Raw genomic sequence first — 20,994 nt, forward strand, 5'->3', positions numbered from 1 at the left:
CCGGGCGTTCCTGTTTGCGCGTGCGGCCGGAATTACTTGATCAGGCGCAGCGCGAACGGGTAGCGGTAGGCTTCGCCGTTGTTGGCCTTCACGGCGGCGATGATGCAGAACACCAGGTTCAGGATGCCGACGATCGGCGCCAGGATGCCGCCGATGATCACGATGGTCAGCACGATGCAGATCAGCATCGCGATGGTGATGGTGATCTGGAAGTTCAGCGCTTCCTTGGCCTGGTCTGTCACGAAGGACTTGCTGGCGTCATCCTTGTTGATCAGCCAGATGATCAGCGGGCCGATGAACCAGGTGAAGATGCCCAGCAGGTGCGCGGCCAGCGCCATGGTGCGCTGGTCGGCCGGGGCATTGGTGGTTGCCGGCGGCGGTGGGACGTTATCGAATTCACTCACGACAAAACTCCTTTTCATTGGGTGGTCTTGACCCACCAGCACCAAGCTGGTTGCGTCAGGCGGGCATAGCTTACGCCATCGACGCCATCAATCATTACCGGCAATGGTCATCCGCCCCAGCAGGATCGAGCCGGTCCGGATGTGCGAGCGCGGGTCGACGTCGCTGCCGACCGCCTCGATGCTGCTGAACATCTCGCGCAGGTTGCCGGCGATGGTGACGCCGTCCACCGGGTACTGGATCTCGCCGTTCTCGACACGGAAGCCGCCGGCGCCGCGCGAATAGTCGCCGGTCACCCCGTTCACACCCTGCCCCATCAGCTCGGTCACCAGCAGGCCGTCACCCATCTGTCGGGCGATCTCTTCGAGCGAGCCGGCATTGGCCGCCAGCTGCAGGTTGTGCACACCGCCAGCATTGGCGGTGGTCTGCAGGCCCAGCTTGCGCGCCGAATAGCTGCCCAGCACATAGCGCTGCAGCACGCCGTCACGGACCAGCGCCGAAGCACGGGTGGCCACGCCGTCGCCGTCGAAGGCGGCCGAGCGCAGGCCGCGGCGCAGGTGCGGCAGTTCGTCAATCTGCATCCATTCCGGGAACAGGCGCTGGCCGACGCTGTCCAGCAGGAAACTGGCCTGGCGGTACAACGCGCCGCCGGACACTGCCGACAGCAGGTGGCCGACCAGGCTGCGCGCCACTTCCGGGGCGAACAGCACCGGCATGCTGCCAGTGGCCAACGAACGCGGCTGCAGGCGGGCCACGGTGCGTTCGGCGGCGCGGCGGCCGACCAGACCCACGTCTTCCAGGTCCCCCTGCGCCAGCGCGCTGGTATACCAGCCATCGCGCTGCATGCCGTCGCCCTGCCCGGCGATCAGCGCGCAGCCGACCGAATGGTGGGTGCCTCGCTCACGACCGAAGAAGCCATGCGAATTGGCGTACACCGACAGGCTCTGCATGCTCGATACGGAAGCGCCATCGGAATTGCGGATCTGCGCATCGGCCTCGCGGCCAGCGGCCTCGCAGGCCAGGGCCAGGTCCACCGCCTCATCGGCCTGCAGCGCCCACGGGTGCCAGCCATCCAGGTCCGGGAACTCGGTGGCCATCAGCGCGGCCTCGGCCAGGCCGGCGGCCGGGTCATCCTCGGTATGCCGGGCAATCGCGCAGGCCTGCTCGACCGTAGCGGCCAGGCTGGCCTCGTTCAGGTCGCCAGTGCTGGCACTGCCCTTGCGCTGCCCGAAATAGACGGTCACGGCGATGCCACGGTCACGGGTGGACTGCACAGTCTCGACCTCGCCGAGGCGGACATTGACCTCCAGGCCCCGCTCCTCGCTGCAGCTGACCTCGGCCTGGCTGGCGCCCAGCGCGCGGGCGCGGTCGAGCAGCTGCTGGGAGAGGTCGGCCAGCCGTTCCAGCCGGGCCAGGCTGTCGTCGCCGACGGCCACTTCAGGGGCGATCACGTTCAATGCTTTATCCTGTACGGGTTGGGCCCGGCATCACGCCGGGCGACTTTTTTTGAAATCAGGTAGGGACGATGCGCGGACGCGACGAAGAAACCGGTGAATTCCACGACAAGAGCCGCAGCCAGAACCGGCGCGATGCACTCGACGTGCTGGCCCTGGGTGAGAAGCTGGTGTCGCTGACCCCGGCCCAGCTGGCGCGCCTGCCGATTCCGGAAGACCTGCTGCCGCACATCGCCGAGTGCAAGCGCATCACCGCCCACATCGCCCACAAGCGCCAACTGGCGTTCCTGGCCAAGCACATGCGCCGCGAAGAAGAGGCCACGCTGGATGCGATCCGCGATGCGCTGGACGCCAACAGCGAAACCGGCCGCCGCGAAGTGGCGATGATGCACCGCGTGGAAGACTGGCGCGACCGCCTGCTGGCCGACGGTGACAAGGCGCTGGCCGCCCTGCTCGATGACTATCCGCAGGCGGACCGCCAGCAGCTGCGCACCCTGGTACGCAACGCGCAGGCCGAAAAGGCGAAGAACAAGCCGCCGCGCGCCTACCGCGAGATCTTCCAGGTGCTGCGCGCGCTGATGCTGCCGGCGGCGCTGGGCCTGAAGGCCGGCGCCGAAGACACCGACCACATCGGGACCGGCGAAGCCGACGAGGACTGAGTCCGCGTCGGCCCGGGCGGTTGCTGTGGCCATCGCCACGCTCAGGCCTGGGTACCGCCGACGGTGATGCCCTCGATCAACAGCGAGGGCTGGCCGACACCCACGGGCACGCTCTGCCCGTCCTTGCCGCAGATGCCCACGCCCTCGTCCAGGGCCAGGTCATTGCCGACCATGCGCACCTTCTGCATGGTTTCCGGGCCGTTGCCGATCAGGGTCGCGCCCTTCACCGGCGTGGTGATGCGGCCGTCCTCGATCAGGTAGGCCTCGGTGGCCGAGAACACGTACTTGCCACTGGTGATGTCGACCTGGCCACCGCCGAAGTTGACCGCGTACAGGCCCTTCTTCACCGAACGGATCATCTCCTGCGGATCGTGCTCGCCGGCGCGCATGTAGGTGTTGGTCATGCGTGGCATGGTCAGGTGCGCGAACGATTCACGGCGCCCGTTGCCGGTCGGGGCCATGCCCATCAGCCGCGCATTGAGGCTGTCCTGCATGTAGCCGACCAGGATGCCGTCCTCGATCAGCGTGGTGCACTGGCTGGGGTGGCCTTCATCGTCGATGTTCAACGAACCGCGGCGGCCGTCGAGGGTGCCGTCGTCGACGATGGTCACCCCCGGTGCCGCCACACGCTCGCCGATGCGGCCGGCGTAGACGCTGGTGCCCTTGCGGTTGAAGTCGCCTTCCAGGCCGTGGCCGACCGCTTCGTGCAGCAGCACGCCCGGCCAACCCGGGCCGAGCACCACCGGCATCATGCCGGCCGGCGCCGGCACTGCTTCCAGGTTCACCAGCGCCTGGCGCAGCGCTTCCTGGGCGAGGGCTTCGGGGCGGCCGCTGGCAAACAGGTCTTCGTAGCCATAACGGCCACCGCCACCGGCATAGCCGGACTCGCGACGGCCGTTGTGCTCGACGATCACCTGCACATTCAGGCGTACCAGCGGACGCACATCGGCCGCCAGCACACCGTCGCTGCGGGCGATCAGCACCGTATCGACGCCGCCGGACAGGCTCACCATCACCTGCCTCACGCGCGGGTCGGCGGCACGCAGGTAACCATCCAGGCGCTTGAGCACCTCGACCTTGGCTTCGTTGCCGATACCATCGATCGGGTCCAGCGCCGGGTACAGTGCGCGCGCATTGCCGCGCAGCAGCGATCGCCCGGACTGCGCACCGCCCTCACGCGAGATCGCGCGCGCCGACTGCGCCGCCGCCAGCAGCGCGTCGGCATGGATGTCATCGGAGTACGCAAATCCGGTCTTCTCGCCGGAAATCGCACGTACGCCCACCCCCTGCTCGATGGAATGGGCACCGTCCTTGACGATGCCGTCTTCCACGCTCCAGCTCTCGCGGCGGGCGTGCTGGAAATAAAGGTCGCCGAAGTCGACACCGGGGCCGAGCAACTGGCCGAAGGTGCGCTCCAGGCCAGCGGTATCCAGGCCGCCGGGGCGAAGCAGGCGGTCTTGGGCAAGCGTCAGGGCGATATCAGTCATGGTTTCGATCTGGGGGTGCGGGGGCGCTCAGGCAAGCCCCGTGAACAGGGAACCGCGCTCAGCGCGAGCGCGGCAGGTCGGTGACGGTCGGCGGAATGGCCGGTGCAGACGCCGGCTCGGGCGGTGATGGGGACTTGTCGCGGCTGCGCTCGATCACTTCCACCTTCGGCTCCTTCCATGGACCGGTCACCTTGTAGGTTCGGGCGCCAATCTCGCCCAGCGGCTTGGACAATACCGCATTGGTGGCCGCGCCCAGCGCGGCCCCCACCGGGCCGCCGGCCACCGCACCGACCACGGTCAGCAGGTTGCCCGCGCGCGGGTTGACGTCGATGGTCTGGTCGAACCGCTGGTTGCGCAGGTCGGCCTGGCCACGGATGGTGATGTTGGCCGCCGGGCCTTCGATCAGCACCTTGTCGGTGCGCGCCATGCCCTGGCCGAACTGCATGCTGCCGTCGATCTGGTTGAACGCGAAGCCCTTGGAGAAAAAGTCGCGGAAGTCGAACATCAGGCGCCGCGGCAGCTGCGCGACGCTGAGCAGGCCCAGCACGCGGCCGGCGCCTGGCTCCAGCTCCAGCAGCTGGCCATTGCGCGCGTGCAAGTCGAGGCTGCCCTGCAGGTTGCCCAGCTGGAAGTCCGACGGGCCTCCGCTCCACGAGGCCTGCAACTGCGCCTGGCCGGAACCGCCGCGCAACTGGCCGCCGTAATCAAGATTCTGCATCAACCCACCCAGATCCTCGCTGCGCACCTGTGCGGTCAACTCGGTACGGGCACCACCGGTCCGGCCCAGCCAGCGACCGCTGATGTCGATCTCCTGGTCCGGCGCACGGAAACGCAGCGCATCCACGTTCAGGCCATTGGCCAACGGTCGCGTGCGCAGCACCGCCTGGCCCAGCACCACCTTGCCGAACTTCAGGTCGGCAATGTCCAGCGCGAACGGCGGCAGCTTGGCCGGGTCCATGTCGTTGGCACCGGCCTGTACCCGCGCCGGTGCAACCGGCGCGCCCGGTGCCGCCGGCAGTGACTGCCAGTGCACGCGGTCAAGCTGGCCACTGATCGTGCCACCGTCCGCATTGGGGACAGTCAGGCGTCCGGCCAGCGACGGGCCGTCCAGCCGCACATCCAGTGCCTGTGAGCCCGGGTGCAGCTGCAGCCGGGTCTGCTCGAACACGCCGCCGATCAGCTTCAACTGGCCAACCTGCACGTCCACCGCTCGCAGCGGCATCGCATCGTCGTCCCCGCCACCCCGCGCCAGGCCGATCCACTCCAGCGCGTCCAGCGTCGCGCTGCGGCCATTGACCGTCAGCCCGCTCGGCGGCGGCTCACGATCAACATGATCACTGCCCAGCGTGACCTGCACGCCGGTCTGGTTGTTGTGGCTGCGTGCGGCCAGGGCCAGGCGCTGGCCGAAGGCCACATCGATGCGGCCGGCGCCCATCGGCAGCTGCGCGGCCACCGTGGTCGCCAGCGGCTCGGCGGCCGGCTTGTCCAGCGGTGCCGGCAGGTCCAGCCGGGTGCCGACCAGGTCCGAACTCAACCGCAGTTCACTCGGCGGCGCGGGCGCGCCCGGGGCCACCTTGGGCAGGTTGACCGCGATGGTCCACGCAGAAGTGCCGGTGATGTAGGGCTTGAGCCAGGTCATTTCCGGTGCGCGGTCGATCAGCACGCCGGCATCAAGGCGGGCCGTCAGCTGCGATTCGAAGGCGCGCGTGCTGTCGTGCACGTAACCGCCGGCACGCAGGCTCAGCCGTCCTTCCTGGCCGAGGTGGCGCACCGCCAGGTCCTCGGCACCGAAACCGCCATTGCTGTAGCGCGCCTGCCCGTGCATGTTGTCAAAGGCCAGCTGGAAGCGCTTGTCGACCAGCTTCACGCCGGCCAGATCGACCGTGCCCTGCAGGTGGCCCTCGCCCTCGTCCTGATGCAGCGGCTGCAGCAGATCGAAAGTCACATGCGCCGGACCACTGGCGACCAGGTTGTCCAGCGTATCGCCGTAATCCTTGTGCAACGGGCTCTGGCGCAGCATCGCCAGCAGCTTGCCGGCCTCGCTCGGCGCGTCGGCGCGCACGTACAGCGGCTGATGGCCGAAGTCCGGAATGCCCGCTTCGAATTTCTGTACCGCCACGCCGGCAAGATCACCCCGTCCACGCATGTCGAAGCCAGGGCCGATGAAGGCGATGTCGGCGTCGACCTGGCTCATCAGCGGCCAGTCGTGCTGGAAGCGGATGTCGCCATTGGTGATGTGGCCGGTGGCCTCGAAGCGGCCATCATTGTTGTCGAACGGCCAGTCGTCCAGGTCACCGGTGACCAGGCCGACACCACCACGCACCTGGCCGCCGGCCAGTGCCATGTCCAGCCAGTCGGTGGCGCCCTTGCTCATCTTGGAGTGGATCCAGAAGCGCTTGGCCGCCGTCATCGGCACGTCGTCCAGCTTCGCGGCCAGCTGCAGCCACGGCCGCGTACCGTCGCCCTGGAACCAGACGCCGCCGCGCACGTCGGCCGCGTAGTCGGTGCCTTCCACGCGCATCGCCGGCGTTCCGATCCGCCAACCGCCGCCCTCGTCGCGCCACCCCACGACCTGTCCGGCCAGATGCAGGTCATGCCGCACGCCAAAGCCGGTCGGCCAATCGAACTGCAGCTGCCGTTGCGGCTGCAGCTGCAGGCTGAAGCCATCGGCGTCGCCTTCAAAGCGCCCGCCCAGGCCGCGCAGGCCGGGCGAGTTGCCCACGCTGGCGAAACCCAGCGACTGCAGTTCACCCTGCGCCCACAGGGGGCCATCGTGTTCGCCCGACAGCTGCAACGCGCGCACGTCCAGCTGCGGCCTGGACAGGAACAGCCAGCGCCGCAGACCCGGTTCAAGGAGATTGCTCAGGGCCAGCCCTCGCAGCGCGGTGCCGGCCTGCACCGCACCGGCGTTCACCCGCAGCTGCTTGCCGATCTGCAGCTGCAGGCCATCGAGCTGCTGTTCGCCATCTCCGGTCTTCAGGCGCAGGCGCGGCACCTGCAACGCCCAGCCATCGGCCTGGCGCTGCCAGCGCAGGCGGGCCTGCAGCCGCTGCAGCTGCAGCTGCGGCGCTGCCACGCCGGGCATCGGTGCACCGTCGACGCGCACGTCCCGCAGGTCCGAATCGGTGATCAGCGCGACCGGCGCGAAATCACGCAGGGTCAGCCACAGGTTCAGCTCGCCCTTGCCCTCGCGCAGGCGCACGCCGCCGGCCGCCAGCAAGGGCGACCAGGCATGGAAATCGACCGGGTCGGCGCCGAGCCAGGCCTGGCCGTTGCCACGCGCACGGTCCACGTCCAGTACCGCGGTCAACGGCAGCGCTTGTGCATCGGCCCAGGCGCGTACACCCACGCGCAGGCGATCACCATTGACCCGCATGCGCAGGTCGATGCGCGGCAGCGTGGTGTCGATGCCGATCCCCGGCGCGTGCATGCCCAGGCGGCCGCCGATCACCTGCAGCTCGCCGAGCCGGCGCAACGCATCCAGCGGATCCCCCCCGTTGTCGGATTGCGGCAACCCGCGCACCGACCAGCGTCCGTCTTCGCCCTGCTGCAGGTCCAGGGCCAGGCCACGCAGGCGCAATTCGGTCAGCGAGCGCCCGGGCAGCAGCCCGCTGTACATCGATACCAGCACCTCGGCCTCGCCGATCGCCAGGCCCTGCCCGGCACCGATGCGCAGGCCCTTCAGCTGCAGCAGCGGGCCACGACGGGTCCAGGTCGTCTGCAGCTGCTCGAAACGCACTGGCTGGCCGGCCCGCTCACTCAGCCAGGCGGCGATCCTGTCGGGATGACGCTCGGCCAGCGGCAGCAGCTGGCTGAAGGTACCCACCAGCAGTGCAAGCCCGACCAGGCCCACCGCACAGGCGGCAATGAAATGACGGCGGATCCTTCGCAGTCGCAGGCGCGGCGGCGCGCTCATCGGCCACCGCCGGCCTGCAGCCGGCGAGGATCAGAGCAGAACGACATCGAATTGCTCCTGCAGGTACTGCTCGTCCGCCTGGAAGCGGATGCTCTTGCCGAGGAACTCTTCCAGCTCGGCCACCGCCGAGGATTCCTCATCGGTGATGCGCGCGACCACCTTGGTCGATGCGATCACCAGCAGGCGCGCGGCATCGAACTGGCGCACGGCACGGGTGATCTCGCGGAAGATCTCGTAGGTCACCGTCTCGGTGGTCTTGATGCTGCCGCGGCCACTGCACTGCGGGCAGGTCTCCGACAGCTGGCGCTCCAGGCTTTCCACCGTGCGCTTGCGGGTCATTTCCACCAGGCCCAGCGGCGAGAAGTCGTACACCGTGGTCTTGGCATGGTCGCGGGCCAGCGCCTTTTCCAGCGTGCGCAGCACCTGACGGCGATGCTCTGCATCATCCATATCGATGAAGTCGATGATGATGATGCCGCCCAGGTTGCGCAGCCGCAGCTGACGCGCCACTGCCTGCGCCGCTTCCAGGTTGGTGCGGAACACCGTCTCTTCCAGGTTGCGCTGGCCGAGGAACGAGCCGGTATTGACGTCGATGGTGGTCATCGCCTCGGTCTGGTCGATCACCAGGTAGCCACCGGACTTGAGCGGCACCTGCTTGTCCAGCGCGCGGCCGATCTCGTCTTCCACGCCGAACATGTCGAAGATCGGGCGGTCGCCGGAATACAGCTCCAGCTTTTCGGCCAGCACCGGCATGTACTTGGCGACGAAAGCCTGCAACTGGCCGAACGTCTCCTTCGAGTCCACCTTCACCTTGTCCACGTCCTTGCGGATCAGGTCGCGCACGGACCGCAGCGGCAGGCTCAGGTCTTCATAGATGATGCTGCACGACGGCGCTTCGCGGCCGCGGCGCTCGACCACGTTCCACACGCGCGACAGGTAGGCGATGTCCTCGGCGATGGCCTCGGCCGGCTGCCCTTCGGCGTTGGTCCGCACGATGTAACCGTAGCCACCATGCTGCGCCGACAGTTCGGTCACCAGCGCCTTCAGGCGGGCGCGCTCGGTTTCGTCCTCGATGCGCGCCGACACGCCCACTACCTTGGACTGCGGCAGCAGCACCATGTAGCGCGAGGGAATGCTGATCTGCGTGGTCAGGCGGGCGCCCTTGGTGCCGATCGGGTCCTTCACCACCTGCACCACGATGTCCTGGCCGTCACGCAGCAGCTCGACGATCGGCACGCTGGCCGGCGGCGGCAGGGTGGTGTTCTCGGTGTCGGCGCTGGCCACCGGTGCCGGGCGCACCACGTCGTTGGCGTGCAGGAACGCGGCGCGCTCCAGGCCGACTTCGACGAAGGCGGCCTGCATGCCGGGCATGACCCGCTGCACCTTGCCCTTGTAGATGTTGCCGACCACGCCACGGCGCCAACCGCGCTCGATGTGCAGTTCCTGCAGCATGCCGTTTTCGATCACCGCGACCCGGGTCTCGCGCGGGGTCACATTGACCAGGATTTCCTCAGACATCGGCAGCCTCCCTGGCGGCATCGGCAGTGGGGACCGGCACGCCACAGCGCGCCAGCAGACGATCGGTATGCAGCAGCGGCAGCCCCATCACGCCGGAGTAGCTGCCGGAAAGATGTTCGATCCAGCGTTCGGCCCCGCCCTGGATGGCGTAGGCACCGGCCTTGTCCAGCGGCTCGCCGGTGGCGACATAGGCGGCGATGTCGGCGGCGTCGATCGGGGCGAAGGTCACTTCGGAAATGACCAGCTCGCTGTCCAGGCCGCCCGCACCGACCACCACCACGGCGGTCATCACCTGGTGGGTGCGCCCGGCCAGCCGCGCCAGCATCGCCCGCGCGTCAGCGGCATCGACCGGCTTGCCGAAGACCTCGCCATCCAGCACGACCTCGGTATCCGAACCAAGCACCCGCGCCTGCGGGTCGTCGGCCAGCACCCGGGCCAGCCCGGCGCGCGCCTTGTCGGCGGCGACCCGGCATACATACTGTTCGGCGCTTTCAGTGGCCGCGCGCTGCTCGACGACCTCCAGGTCAAGGGCCTGGAAGGGGCGTCCGAGTCGGGCCAGCAGCTGGTTGCGTCGGGGGGAGCGGGAAGCAAGATAGAGCATCGGCACAGCATAACCTGAGGCCGCCACCTGAATCGTCGGCAACCCGTTACGGAACGCGTACAACCCCGATCAGGCTCACAGCGCGTTCATCGCTACGACACCACCCTCACCGGCACAACAAGGAGATCCCATGCGCCTGACCGCCACCCCGCTGCTGCTTGCCCTGTCCCTCGCCCTTGGAACCTCGATGACTGCTCATGCCGCTCCGTCGTCGCCGTCGATCGCCGCCGCGGCCGAAGGCACCCTGCTGAACATCTCGGCCAATGCCGAGGCCACCCGCGTGCCGGACGTTGCCACCCTGTCGGCCGGTGTGGTCACCCAGGCAGCCGACGGCAACAGCGCCATGCGCCAGAACGCCCAGCAGATGGACAAGGTGCTGGCCGCGATCAAGGCCGCCGGCATCGCCGAGCGCGACGTGCAGACCAGCGGCGTCAGCCTCAACCCGCAGTACCGCTATGCCGACAATGAGGCACCGAAGATCACCGGCTACCAGGCCAGCAACACGGTCAGCCTGAAGGTCCGCGACATCGCCAAGCTCGGCAAGGTGCTCGACGCGCTGGCCGCGCAGGGGGCCAACCAGATCAACGGTCCGCAGTTTGAGATCGACCAGCCCGAACCGGTCTATGACGAAGCCCGCCTGGCCGCCCTGAAGAAGGCCCAGGCCCGCGCCCAGACCTATGCCAGGTCGCTGGGCCTGCAGGTGCGCCGCATCGTCAGCATTTCCGAGAACAGCAACGGCGGTTTCCGCCCGATGCCGATGATGCGCACCATGGCCGCCGGCGCGGCGATGGACAAGGCCACCCCGGTCGCACCGGGTGAATCGACCGTCTCGGTCAACCTGGAGGTGGTGTTCGAACTGGGCCGCTGATCGCGCCCGGCACGGCCGACACAGGCGGGTCCCGCAGGGGCCCGCCTTTTTCGTGTATTCCGGCGGCGTTGGCTGAAGGCCAGCCCAACGCGCATGCCCCTGCCTCTAGGCAGTGGCCGCCATGCCGCGCTACTGATGAACTGCCAGCCGCGTGCGGCAACCCCGCCACGGACCCTGGTGCGTTGAGGACTTCGTCACTGGCATGGAGGTGGATCATGGTTCGTACCTATCCCGTTGCATCCCCGCACTTCGACCCCGCCCGCGTCGCCGCCTGGAGTGCAGCGATCGCCCTGCACCTGCTGGCCTTCCTGTTGCTGCTCATCCCTGCGACCTACCAGGCCGTGCAGGCCCCGCGTGAAAAGACTCCGGTGCGGCTGATCGAGAAGATCCCGCCACCGCCGACGCCGCCGGCTCCAGTCCCGCCAAAAGAGATCGTCCAGGTGGTACCGAAGCCCCGGACGCAGCCGGTGGTACCGCCACTGCCCGCACCCACCGCGACCGTGGAAGAGACCCAGGGCATCGCATTGCCGGCCGCCGAACCGGCTCCGCCGCAGCTGGCGCCCAGCATCGACACTTCCACCGCGTTGGCCGGCGCCCAGCTGCAGTACCGCAGCGCTCCGCCGCCGACCTATCCGATCCAGTCCCTGCGCAACCACGAACAGGGCACGGTGCTGTTGCGGGTGGAAGTGGACACCCGTGGCCAGCCGGTCGCGGTCAGCGTCGAGCGCAGCAGCGGCTCGCGCAACCTGGACCAGGCCGCCCGCCAGCAGGTGCTCAAGCACTGGCGCTTCGAGCCTGCCCAGCGTGACGGCGTGGCGGTTCCGGCCATCGGCATGGTGCCGGTGCAGTTCTCGCTGCCGGACTGAGCGTCCCACCGGCCCGGCCTTGCGCCGGGCCGGCCACTGCCCGGCAAATGCGGACATGCCAGGGGCAAGCGTTACTGATTAAGCAAAAATTCACGACTTCGTCACCTGCTGGAAACCTAGATTGGCGCGTCCCGGTATCGATCCGGCGACAGCCCTCAACGCTACGGTTTTCCAGTTAGGAGAGAAGCTGTGAAACACCCGATCCAACGGCCCGCCAGCCGCCGCCGCACCACCCTGGCATCGTCCATCACCCACATCCTCACCGGCGGCGCCCTGCTGCTGGCCGGCGCCGTCGCTTCCTCCTCCGCCTTCGCGCAGGAAAAAGCCACCAACCTCGACCGCATCACGGTCACCGGCTCCAACATCCCCCGCACCAACACCGAGACGCCGTCCCCGGTGCAGGTGGTGAGCCGCCAGGAGATCGACCGCAGTGGCAAGGCCACGCTGGCCGAGTACCTGCAGACGATCACCGCCGATGGCGCCGGCTCCATTCCCAAGACCTTCGGCAACGGCTTCGCCGGTGGCGGCGCCGGCATCTCGCTGCGCGGCCTCGGTGCGGGCTCGACGCTGGTGCTGTTGAATGGCCGCCGCATGGCGACCTACGGCCTGGCCGACGACGGCCAGAAGGTGTTCACCGACCTCAGCACCATTCCGCTCGATGCCGTCGAGCGCGTGGAAGTGCTCAAGGACGGCGCATCGGCGATCTACGGCTCCGATGCCATCGCCGGCGTGGTGAACATCATTCTGCGCAGCGACTTCGAAGGTGCGATCCTGCGTGCGTCCTACGGCCTGTCCGGTGACAGCGACGGCGATACCAAGAAGGCCACCCTGACCGCCGGTACCGGCGACCTGTCCAAGGATGGCTGGAACGCATTCTTCAGCCTGGATGTCGGCAAGTCCGACGCGATCAAGATCAGCGACCGCAAGAACCGCAAGTGGATCGGTACCGGCGACACGCGCCAGTGGGGCTATGACGCTACCGACGCACAGTTCCTCGGCGGCGCCTACCTCAGCGGCCGTACCAACGGCGGCGTTGGCCCGAACGGCTCGGTGTTCAACAATGATGCGCCGTCGCCGCATCTGGTCGCCCTGCCGGGCTGCGCCAACCTGAGCTCCATTCCGGGCCAGACCGAGGCCTCTTCGGCGGCCCAGGGCTGCCTGTGGGATCCGGCCCAGCAGTTCCGTGACCTGACCCCCGAAGAGAAGTACATCAACGTATTCGGCCGTGCGAGCTTCGCCTTCGGTGAAGGCGGCGAGGTCTACACCGAGATCGGCTACTCGAAGAAGGAAACCATCTTCAGCAATACCCCGTCGGGTGTTTCCGGCGGCTGGGGCTTCCCCGGCGGCCCGAAGAACGCCAGCAGCGGTGACGGCGCGACGATGCTCTATGCCGGCCATCCGGACAACCCGCTGCCGTATGCGGCGCGCCTGCGCTACAGCGCGTGGGACGTCGGCCCGCGCGTGACCAACAATACCAACGAGTTCAACCGCTTCCTGGTCGGCGTCAAGGGCAACTGGGGCGACTGGAGCTATGACACCGCCTACCTGCATTCGGGCACCGATCTGGTCAACAAGCGCACCGGCTTCCTGCGTTACAGCTCGGTGCTGTGCGCGCTGGGCAACCCGAACTGCGCCGGTGGTACCTGGCGCATCGGCGACAACGCCAACCTGAACTCGCAGGCACTGTACGACTACATCTCGCCGACCATCAGCGCGCGTGCCAAGTCGAGCCTGGACATGTTCGACTTCACCGTGTCGCGCAGCCTGGCCGACCTCAAGGGGGGGCCGCTGGGCCTGGCGATCGGTACCGAGTGGCGCAAGACCAGCAACAGCCTGACCCCGCAGACCTACACCGACCAGGGTGACATCATCGGCCTGGGCTATTCGGCCTACGACGGCACCCAGAACGTGTACGCCGGCTACGTCGAACTGTCGGCACCAGTGCTGGAACAGCTGGAACTGTCCGGCGCCGTGCGTTACGACAAGTACGAAAGCGGTGAAGGCAAGGCCACGCCAAAGCTGGGCGTGAAGTGGACCCCGGCCGACTGGATCGCACTGCGCGCCAGCTACGCCGAAGGCTTCCGTGCGCCGAACCCGGCCGAGAACGGTGACGGTGGTCTGGCCGCTTTCTCCAACGCACGTGATCCGGTGCGTTGCGCCATCGATGCCGACGAGTGCACACCGCGCTCGATCGCGATCATCACCCGCCCGAACAAGGACCTGAAGCCGGAAGAGTCCAAGAGCTACTCGGTGGGCCTGGTGCTGCAGCCGACCTCGACCACCTCGATGACCGTCGATGCCTGGCAGATCAAGCGCACCAACGAGATCGTGCAGGGCAACACCGCAGCTGCCATTCTGGCCGGCAACGTGCTGCGTGACTCCAACAACATCGGTGGCGTGCCCAACTCGGGCAGCATCCTGGCCGTCAACACCGGCTACGTGAACGCCAGTTCGTCGCGAGTCCGCGGTATCGACACCGATATCCGCCAGACCTTCGATATCGGCCCGGGCCAGCTCGAACTGGACCTGCAGTGGAGCCACATCCTGAAGTTCGAGCGCACCGAAGGCGATGAGACCGTCGACTATGCCGGCACGCACGGCAACTGCGACGTGACCAACTGCATCGGTACGCCGAAGGACAAGATCAACTTCGGCACCACCTGGAAGCAGGGTGCGTGGAGCGTGAGCGGTGTTGCCAACTACATCAGCAAGATGGACAACACCGACAAGCGTGGCGGCGACTACCAGGCGTTCTACGAGGATGGCACGCCGGTGACGAAGATCTCTTCGTTCACCACCTTCGACCTGTCCGGCCGCTGGAACATCACCGACGCCTTCGAGCTCAATGCCTCGGTGGCCAACGTATTCGACCGCATCGCACCGCTCGATCCGACCACCTACGGCGGCGTGAACTACAACCCGATGCACTTCTCCGGCGCACTGGGCCGTTACTTCACCGTGGGCGCCAAGTACACGTTCAAGTAATCCTGCAGCAGCGTCACCTGCAAAGGCCCGGGCCAACACCCGGGCCTTTGCTTTTTCAATGCCACCCGGCATTGTGGAGCCAGCGTCAGCCGAACAACCATAGCCAGATCATCCAGCAGATCAGCAGAACCGCAGCGGCGATGAGGCCCCAGAAGCAACATTGGTACAGACGCCGTTCGGCGACCTCCGAATTGAGATCATCACGAGCGGACTGCAGCCCCTTCTGCAACGTCACCTTCTCCTTCCTCAGATCAGCAGCGACCCTCTGTACGCCGGCAAGCAGCTCCTCGCTCTGCTTCAGCTGGGCAGCTAGCCTGCCGTGGCTCTCTTCCAGTGCAAGACTGCGTGCACTCGCCCCTGCCACCTCGGACTGCAGCAAGGCTTCCCGCTCGCTCAACACCTGCAGTTCCTCTCGCTGGCTGCGCACCAGCGCCTCCAGATAATCGTTGCTGCTGGGATTGCTGAGGACCATCGCCTGCAGGAATCCACGCTCGCTTTCCAGCAAGCGCTTGATCCTGTCGAGGTATCGTGCTTCCTCCACATCACTGGTTTCGTCCTCGGGAATGGTGTAGCCGTAGATCGGCACCCTGCCGATATCCACTTCGATCACTGCAATGCCCAGTTGCCGGAGGCCATCCTGTTTTGCAGCATCCACAGCATGTGATCGCCTGACCTCAAGCAGGAACTTCCCGTCCCACTTGGAACCCAGATCATCCTCGCTGGTGAACTCGACATACAGATCTGCCCGATAATCCCCCCTTCCCGGCACCTGCCACTCCTGCTCCACCCGGGAGATCGAGATTCTCGATTCACGCCAGCGACGAGGCCCTTTTCCGGTAGGAAGCGAAAGAACCAGCTGCACATGGTCCAGCCGACTGAAAGCCTCCTTGAACAACAGATGCTGCAGCGATTCGCCTCCCGCTGCCGCTCCGCCCTTCACGCCGTCGATATATGCGAAGTACCACGACCGCCCCTTCATCACGTGCTTCACTGGGCGACGATGACCTGCACGATGCGTTGAGAAATAGCGATCTCCCGTGGGTTCTCCACCATAATCCCTGTTGCGACGGTGGCCCACGGCCTGCGCCGTAACGTACTCGGTTCCATCGGGAGTGAGAAAGGCCCGCGATTTGGTCATGGGGTGCGCGCTCATAAAGGGAAGCCCACTATGCCAACCTTCCATCGCACTCGATGAGATGGATAAGATCGATGACGCGAATGCAACTGCTGCAACCCCCGGCCGAAAGGCCGATGGGATGACCGCAAGGGAACCAAAGCATGCCCTCGTCCAACCAACGTCTCGGCCTGCCCGCGTTGACTGCACTGGTAGTCGGCTCGATGGTCGGCGCCGGCATCTTCTCATTGCCGCAGAACGTTGCCCGCAGTGCCGGCCCGGCCGCCGCGATGATCGGCTGGGCGCTGAGCGGTGCGGGCATGCTGATGCTGGCCTTCGTGTTCCAGGCCCTGGCCAACCGCCGCCCGGACCTGGACACCGGCATCTACGCATATGCACGCGAAGGCTTCGGCAACTACATCGGCTTCTCCGCGGCGTGGGGCTACTGGGTCGCTTCGGTACTGGGCAATGCCAGCTTCTTCGTGCTGATCTTCAGCGGCCTGGGCCATTTCATGCCGGTGTTCGGCGAAGGCAACACGCCAGCCGCCGTGGCCGCTTCGTCCGTACTGTTGTGGACCGTCCACCTGCTGGTGCTGCGCGGCCTGCGCACGGCAGCCATCGTCAACGGCCTGGTGACGGTGGCCAAGCTGCTGCCCATCGCACTGTTCCTGGTGCTGGCCGCCGGCGCGTTCCGCATGGAGGTGTTCCGCGCCGACTTCTTCGGCACGCCTGCGCTCGGCGACCTCGGCCAGCAACTGCGCGGCATGATGCTGGTCACCGTGTGGGTGTTCATCGGCATCGAAGGCGCCAGCATCTATTCGCGGCGTGCCGTGCGCCGTGCCGACGTCGGCCGTGCCACGGTGATAGGTTTCCTGGGGGTCTGGCTGCTGCTGGTCCTGGTCAGCCTGCTGTCGATGGGCGTGCTGTCGCAGGCCGAACTGGCCGGGCTGCCCAACCCGTCGATGGCCTACGTGCTGCGCGCCATCGTCGGCGAATGGGGCGCGACGGTGATCATCGCCGGTTCGATCATTTCGGTGCTGGGCGCGCTGCTGGCCTGGGTGCTGCTGTGTGCCGAAGTGCTGTATGCCGCCGCTGGCGACGGCACGATGCCCGCCTTCCTGGGACGCGAGAATGCGCGTGGCGTGCCGGCCAATGCGTTGTGGTTGAGCAACGGGCTGATCCAGCTGTTCCTGCTGCTGGTGCTGTTCAATGCGGGCAGCTACACCGGCCTGGTGCTGCTGGCCGCATCGATGAGCCTGGTGCCCTACTTCCTGTCCACCGCGTTCGGCGTGCAACTGGCCTGGCGCGGACAGTCCTACGCGGGTGAGCCACGCGTGCGCTGGCGCGATTTCGTGGTCGCGCTGCTGGCCAGCGCCTACGCGCTGTGGCTGGTGTATGCCGGCGGCCTGAACAACCTGCTGCTGTCGGTGCTGCTGTACGTGCCCGGCGTTATTCTGTTTGCGCAGACCCGGCGCCAGCGCGGCGAGCCGGTTTTCACGCGCTGGGAGTGGGCGCTGTTCGGCGCGATCCTGGCAGTAGCAATTGCCACACTGGTAGCGTTCTGGAAGGGCCGGATCACGCTGTAGCGGCGAGCGCGTGCCCGGCTTGGAGGATGCAGCCGAGCATGGGCTCGCCGCCACAACACGGCAAAAAAAAACCTGCATCTCGCGATGCAGGTTTCTCAAGGTGGCGCCCGAAGTTGGACTCGAACCAACGACCCCCTGATTAACAGTCAAGTGCTCTAACCGGCTGAGCTATTCGGGCAGACGACTAGTATAACCACTCTTCACGCGCGATGGTAGGGGTGATTGGCAATCATTGCGGCAGCCCGATACAGCTGCTCGGCCACCACCAGACGCACCAGCATGTGCGGCAGCGTCAGCGGTCCGATCGACCACTTTTCGTCGGCCAGCGCAGAGACCTCTGGCGAATGCCCTTCCGGGCCACCGATCAGGAACGCCAGGTCCCGGCCCTGCCCGCGCCAATGCTCCAGGCGTTGCGCCAGCTGCTCGGAACTCAACTGCCGCCCCGGCACGTCCAGTGCCACCACGTAAGCGTTCTTCGGTAGCGCGGCGATGACCCGCTTGCCTTCATCCTCGGTGGCACGGCGCGGATCGCGCCCCTTGCCGCGCAGGCCGGGTTCGATTTCCACCAGCTCGAACGGCAGCCAATGCGACAGCCGCTTCTGGTATTCGGCGAACCCCTGCGCGACCCAGCTGGGCGCGCGTTCACCGGTGGCGATCAGGCGGGCTTTCATCAATGGTCCTCCAAAACGTCGACGGCGCCATCGGCGCCGTCGAAGGGATGCATCAACGTGCGGCTCAGGCCACTTCGTCGTCGCTGGACGGCGGCTGGTCGCCGACGGTCCACAGGCGCTCGAGCGCGTAGAACTCACGCACGCGCGGCAGCATCACGTGGACGATCACGTCGCCCAGATCGACCAGCACCCACTCCGCTTCGCGCTCGCCTTCAACACCCAGCGGCATCACGTCGATGTTCTTGGCGAAGCGCACGACTTCATCGGCAATCGACTTGACGTGGCGGGTCGAGGTGCCCGAAACGACGATCATGTAGTCGGCAACGCTGGACCGGCCGCGCACGTCGATCTCGACCAGGTCCTTGGCCTTCAGGTCTTCGGTGGCTTGGCGGACGCTGGCCAGCAGTTCCGGCACGGACGGCGGCGGGCTGGGCAGATCGACCTTGATGGTCTGGGGCTGGGTCTGGTTGCTCAAAGTGGATCGACTCGATAAACGTGGGGGCGATTATACGGGGATGGCGCGGCCGCGCCATTCACGCCGTGGCCGGGCGGTACAGCCCGTGTGCAGCGACATAGTCGGCCACGGCCGGGGGCAGCAGTGCGCGCCAGGGACCGCCAGCGGCAATCTGCGAGCGCACTGCGCTGGCCGATTCCCCGCGTAGTGGGTGGTGCAGGCGCAGGATGCGCCCGGCCGGGCTGGCGAACAGGGCCTGCTCATTGTCGGCCCAGCGCCCTTGCAGGGCACGCCCCAGCTCGCCATCGATCGACGCCTGCAACGGACTGCCCGGCCGTTCGGCCACCACGAAGTGGGCCAGATCGAACAGGGCCTCCCATTCGTGCCAGCCGGACAGCCCCAGCAGGCTGTCGGCGCCCACCAGCCAAGCCAGCGGCCGGCTCGGGCCCAGCTCGCCACGCAGCTCGCGCAGGGTGTCGACGGTGTACGACGGGCGACCGGGGCAGCGGGTGGCACGATCCAGTTCGCGACGGTCCAGCAGCAGCCCCGGCTCGTCGCCGATGGCCAGCGACAACATCGTGCAGCGCTGCTCAGCGGTGGCGCCGGGCACCGCGCGGTGCGGCGGATCGGCGGCCGGCAGCATGCGCACGGCGACCTGCAGTTCATCACGGGCCGCGCGCGCGATCGCCAAGTGCCCGAGGTGCACCGGATCGAAGGTGCCCCCGTAGTAGATCCGCAGGCTCATCACTCAGGCCCGCGCCAGCAGGCGCACGGCACGCGGTTCGGCCACGGCCACCAGCAGGCGTTCCAGCGCCAGCCAGGCGTCGCCGTCAGCGCGCCCCTTGGCAATGCGGTCGACCAGCCCCGCCTCGGCCACGAAGCGCTCCCAGCGCTTGCCTTCCGGGTGCCGCTGCAGCGCGCGCTTGTAAGGCGCCTGCCGCGATTCCCAGATGCCGCGCGATTTCATTTCAGCGGCCAGGTTGCCACCACGCGCCTGCACGCGGGCCAGGCCTGCGCCCGCCAGCAGTTCGCGGATCACGATCGGCATCAATGCGGCCACCGCCTCCCCTTCACCGCGCAGGCCGGCCAGCATGCGCAGCACCGCCGGCGGCTGGCCGGAGAACGTCGCCTCCACCAACCGGAACACGTCGTAGCGGGCAGCGTCAGCCACCAGCGACTCCATCCGTTCCACATCCAACGGCTGGCCGTCGGCCAATAGCGCCAGCTTGTCGATTTCCTGGGCGGCGGCCAGCAGATTGCCCTCCATCCGCTCAGCCAGGCGCTGCACGGCAGCCGGGTCGGCACGCAGGCCCTTGCCGCGCAGGCGGCGCTCGATCCAGTCCGGCAGTTCGTGCGGCTTGATCGCCCATGCCACCGACAGCACGCCGATGCGGCTGACCGCCTCGGCCCACTTGCCCTGGTGGGCCTTGCTCCATTCATTGGCGGTGATCATCAACACCACGTCCGGCGCCGGGTTGGCGCAGAACTGAGTGATGACCTCGGCGCCCTCCTTGCCCGGCTTGCCGCTGGGCAGGCGCACCTCGACCAGGCGGCGGGCGCTGAACAGGCTTGGCGCATTGAAGCTGGCGTCAAGCTGGTTCCAGTCGAAATCACGCCCGTCGGCATCGAACACTTCGCGTTCGCCGATGCCCGAGGCGCGCGCACGCGCGCGGATGGCATCTGCGGCCTCCAGTACGCGCAGTGTTTCCGGGCCTGCGATCAGGTACACCGGCGCCAACGCGGTGTCAGCGCCCTGGCTGGCCAGCTGCTCCGGACGCAGTTCCATCGTCGCTGCCGCTCAGTGCTTGACGGCGGCGGCAGGCTCTGCCGGCACCGCGCCCTCGATCGGCTTGGCCTTCGGCGCGGACAGGCTGCCCCCCTTCTCGATCTCGGCGCGGACCACGCTGTCGATACGGCGGATGATCGAGGCGGACATTTCCCGGCGCAGCTCCGTGGCCAGGATTTCGCGTTCGGTGGTGGTACCGGTGGCGTCGGTCGGCGGCGACACGTAGTCGCGCGACAGTTCGATCACCTGCTGCGGCACCAGTTCGCTGCCATCCTCGCGGCGGAAGATGAAGATCACCGCATAGCGCAGGCTGTACTCCTGCGCACGACCCTGCGAGTCGATGGCGATCGGGAGGTCACCCCAGCGCTCGGACAACACCTGCAGCTGGGTACTGGGTTCCTTGCTGTCCTCATCGGCCAGCCTGGCACCAGAGGCCAGCAGGCTGCGATTGAGCAGCTTGACCAGTTCACTGTACGGGGCGGTGGATACCACCTTCACCGGGGCGGTGTCGGTCGGCAGCATCAGCTTGTTGCGCAGATGGAAGCCGCAGCCGGCGAGGCCGAGGACAAGAACGAGGGCAAGCAGGATTCGGGTCATGGAGACAGTCTGGCGGAGCCGGGCGATCAC

General features: G+C 67.3%; 16 protein-coding genes, 1 tRNA gene and 1 pseudogene. 5 read left to right on the plus strand and 13 right to left on the minus strand.

The window, feature by feature from the left end:
• Window positions 1–32: 32 nt before the first annotated feature.
• Together PEM_RS11865 and pmbA are read right to left on the minus strand one after the other, a co-directional pair.
• Window positions 33–404 (minus strand): DUF4870 domain-containing protein, encoded by a 372-nt coding sequence (locus PEM_RS11865; protein WP_065179227.1) that lies wholly within the window; start codon window positions 402–404, stop codon window positions 33–35.
• Between the two features lie 87 nt (window positions 405–491).
• Window positions 492–1,859 carry a metalloprotease PmbA gene (gene pmbA / locus PEM_RS11870; protein WP_111126995.1) on the minus strand — a complete coding sequence of 456 codons (1,368 nt, stop codon included), beginning with the start codon at window positions 1,857–1,859 and terminating at the stop codon, window positions 492–494.
• Window positions 1,860–1,927: 68 nt separating this feature from the next.
• Here pmbA and yjgA point away from each other — a divergent pair, with 68 nt between their 5' ends.
• Window positions 1,928–2,515 carry a ribosome biogenesis factor YjgA gene (gene yjgA, locus PEM_RS11875; RefSeq protein WP_111126993.1) on the plus strand — a complete coding sequence of 196 codons (588 nt, stop codon included), beginning with the start codon at window positions 1,928–1,930 and terminating at the stop codon, window positions 2,513–2,515.
• 41 nt (window positions 2,516–2,556) lie between these two features.
• Here the strand turns inward: yjgA and tldD are convergent, their stop codons facing one another.
• From tldD to PEM_RS11895, 4 genes are read right to left on the minus strand one after another with little or no spacing between them, the layout of a single operon-like run.
• Complete coding sequence (tldD, locus tag PEM_RS11880) at window positions 2,557–4,002, minus strand: metalloprotease TldD (RefSeq protein WP_005418077.1); 1,446 nt, start codon at window positions 4,000–4,002, stop codon at window positions 2,557–2,559.
• Between the two features lie 58 nt (window positions 4,003–4,060).
• The gene (locus PEM_RS11885; RefSeq protein WP_111126991.1) at window positions 4,061–7,918 is read right to left on the minus strand and encodes a YhdP family protein; all 3,858 of its coding nucleotides are present in this window, start codon (window positions 7,916–7,918) and stop codon (window positions 4,061–4,063) included.
• 30 nt (window positions 7,919–7,948) lie between these two features.
• Entirely contained in the window at window positions 7,949–9,436 is a 1,488-nt protein-coding gene (gene rng / locus PEM_RS11890) for a ribonuclease G (protein WP_005418079.1), read from the minus strand.
• A complete protein-coding gene (locus tag PEM_RS11895) occupies window positions 9,429–10,037 on the minus strand; it encodes a Maf family nucleotide pyrophosphatase (protein WP_065179231.1) in 609 nt (202 codons plus the stop codon). The genes rng and PEM_RS11895 overlap by 8 nt, the downstream gene beginning before the upstream one ends.
• A gap of 130 nt (window positions 10,038–10,167) precedes the next feature.
• On the opposite strand from PEM_RS11895, the gene PEM_RS11900 reads away from it, so the two are divergent.
• From PEM_RS11900 to PEM_RS11910, 3 genes are all read left to right on the plus strand, one after another.
• Window positions 10,168–10,905, plus strand: coding sequence for an SIMPL domain-containing protein (locus PEM_RS11900; RefSeq protein WP_111126989.1), 738 nt, complete (start codon window positions 10,168–10,170; stop codon window positions 10,903–10,905).
• Window positions 10,906–11,120: 215 nt separating this feature from the next.
• Window positions 11,121–11,771, plus strand: coding sequence for an energy transducer TonB (locus PEM_RS11905; RefSeq protein ID WP_111126987.1), 651 nt, complete (start codon window positions 11,121–11,123; stop codon window positions 11,769–11,771).
• A gap of 189 nt (window positions 11,772–11,960) precedes the next feature.
• Window positions 11,961–14,756, plus strand: a complete 2,796-nt coding sequence (locus PEM_RS11910; protein WP_005418098.1) for a TonB-dependent receptor — start codon at window positions 11,961–11,963, stop codon at window positions 14,754–14,756.
• An 85-nt stretch (window positions 14,757–14,841) separates the two neighbouring features.
• Here PEM_RS11910 and PEM_RS11915 read toward each other — a convergent pair whose 3' ends face one another.
• Window positions 14,842–15,894, minus strand: coding sequence for a hypothetical protein (locus tag PEM_RS11915; protein WP_146256547.1), 1,053 nt, complete (start codon window positions 15,892–15,894; stop codon window positions 14,842–14,844).
• A 140-nt stretch (window positions 15,895–16,034) separates the two neighbouring features.
• On the opposite strand from PEM_RS11915, the gene PEM_RS11920 reads away from it, so the two are divergent.
• Window positions 16,035–17,456 (plus strand): basic amino acid/polyamine antiporter, encoded by a 1,422-nt coding sequence (locus PEM_RS11920; protein WP_095377648.1) that lies wholly within the window; start codon window positions 16,035–16,037, stop codon window positions 17,454–17,456.
• Window positions 17,457–17,557: 101 nt separating this feature from the next.
• Here PEM_RS11920 and PEM_RS11925 read toward each other — a convergent pair.
• The 6 genes and pseudogenes from PEM_RS11925 to lptE form a co-directional block, all read right to left on the minus strand.
• Window positions 17,558–17,634: transfer RNA gene (locus tag PEM_RS11925), tRNA-Asn, on the minus strand.
• A gap of 22 nt (window positions 17,635–17,656) precedes the next feature.
• A complete protein-coding gene (rlmH, locus tag PEM_RS11930; protein ID WP_005418108.1) occupies window positions 17,657–18,127 on the minus strand; it encodes a 23S rRNA (pseudouridine(1915)-N(3))-methyltransferase RlmH in 471 nt (156 codons plus the stop codon).
• 64 nt (window positions 18,128–18,191) lie between these two features.
• On the minus strand, window positions 18,192–18,602 hold the full coding sequence (gene rsfS / locus PEM_RS11935; RefSeq protein WP_005418109.1) for a ribosome silencing factor: 411 nt from the start codon (window positions 18,600–18,602) through the stop codon (window positions 18,192–18,194).
• Window positions 18,603–18,660: 58 nt separating this feature from the next.
• On the minus strand, window positions 18,661–19,326 hold the full coding sequence (gene nadD, locus PEM_RS11940) for a nicotinate-nucleotide adenylyltransferase (RefSeq protein WP_005418110.1): 666 nt from the start codon (window positions 19,324–19,326) through the stop codon (window positions 18,661–18,663).
• A gap of 3 nt (window positions 19,327–19,329) precedes the next feature.
• Entirely contained in the window at window positions 19,330–20,367 is a 1,038-nt protein-coding gene (gene holA / locus PEM_RS11945) for a DNA polymerase III subunit delta (RefSeq protein ID WP_111126983.1), read from the minus strand.
• Between the two features lie 90 nt (window positions 20,368–20,457).
• Window positions 20,458–20,964 (minus strand): annotated as a pseudogene (gene lptE, locus PEM_RS11950) (LPS assembly lipoprotein LptE); the annotation flags it as partial.
• Window positions 20,965–20,994 lie beyond the last annotated feature (30 nt).

Source organism: Stenotrophomonas sp. Pemsol (assembly GCF_003586545.1).
Lineage (GTDB): Bacteria > Pseudomonadota > Gammaproteobacteria > Xanthomonadales > Xanthomonadaceae > Stenotrophomonas > Stenotrophomonas sepilia.

Bases quoted from the DNA above. Each gene is read 5' to 3' on its own strand.
- PEM_RS11920 (WP_095377648.1), top strand. From the start codon at position 16,035: ATGCCCTCGTCCAACCAACGTCTCGGCCTGCCCGCGTTGACTGCACTG.
- PEM_RS11915 (WP_146256547.1), bottom strand. From the start codon at position 15,894: ATGACCAAATCGCGGGCCTTTCTCACTCCCGATGGAACCGAGTACGTT.
- rlmH (WP_005418108.1), bottom strand. From the start codon at position 18,127: ATGAAAGCCCGCCTGATCGCCACCGGTGAACGCGCGCCCAGCTGGGTC.
- rng (WP_005418079.1), bottom strand. From the start codon at position 9,436: ATGTCTGAGGAAATCCTGGTCAATGTGACCCCGCGCGAGACCCGGGTC.
- tldD (WP_005418077.1), bottom strand. From the start codon at position 4,002: ATGACTGATATCGCCCTGACGCTTGCCCAAGACCGCCTGCTTCGCCCC.
- PEM_RS11885 (WP_111126991.1), bottom strand. From the start codon at position 7,918: ATGAGCGCGCCGCCGCGCCTGCGACTGCGAAGGATCCGCCGTCATTTC.
- PEM_RS11895 (WP_065179231.1), bottom strand. From the start codon at position 10,037: ATGCTCTATCTTGCTTCCCGCTCCCCCCGACGCAACCAGCTGCTGGCC.
- PEM_RS11900 (WP_111126989.1), top strand. From the start codon at position 10,168: ATGCGCCTGACCGCCACCCCGCTGCTGCTTGCCCTGTCCCTCGCCCTT.
- yjgA (WP_111126993.1), top strand. From the start codon at position 1,928: ATGCGCGGACGCGACGAAGAAACCGGTGAATTCCACGACAAGAGCCGC.
- nadD (WP_005418110.1), bottom strand. From the start codon at position 19,326: ATGAGCCTGCGGATCTACTACGGGGGCACCTTCGATCCGGTGCACCTC.
- holA (WP_111126983.1), bottom strand. From the start codon at position 20,367: ATGGAACTGCGTCCGGAGCAGCTGGCCAGCCAGGGCGCTGACACCGCG.
- PEM_RS11905 (WP_111126987.1), top strand. From the start codon at position 11,121: ATGGTTCGTACCTATCCCGTTGCATCCCCGCACTTCGACCCCGCCCGC.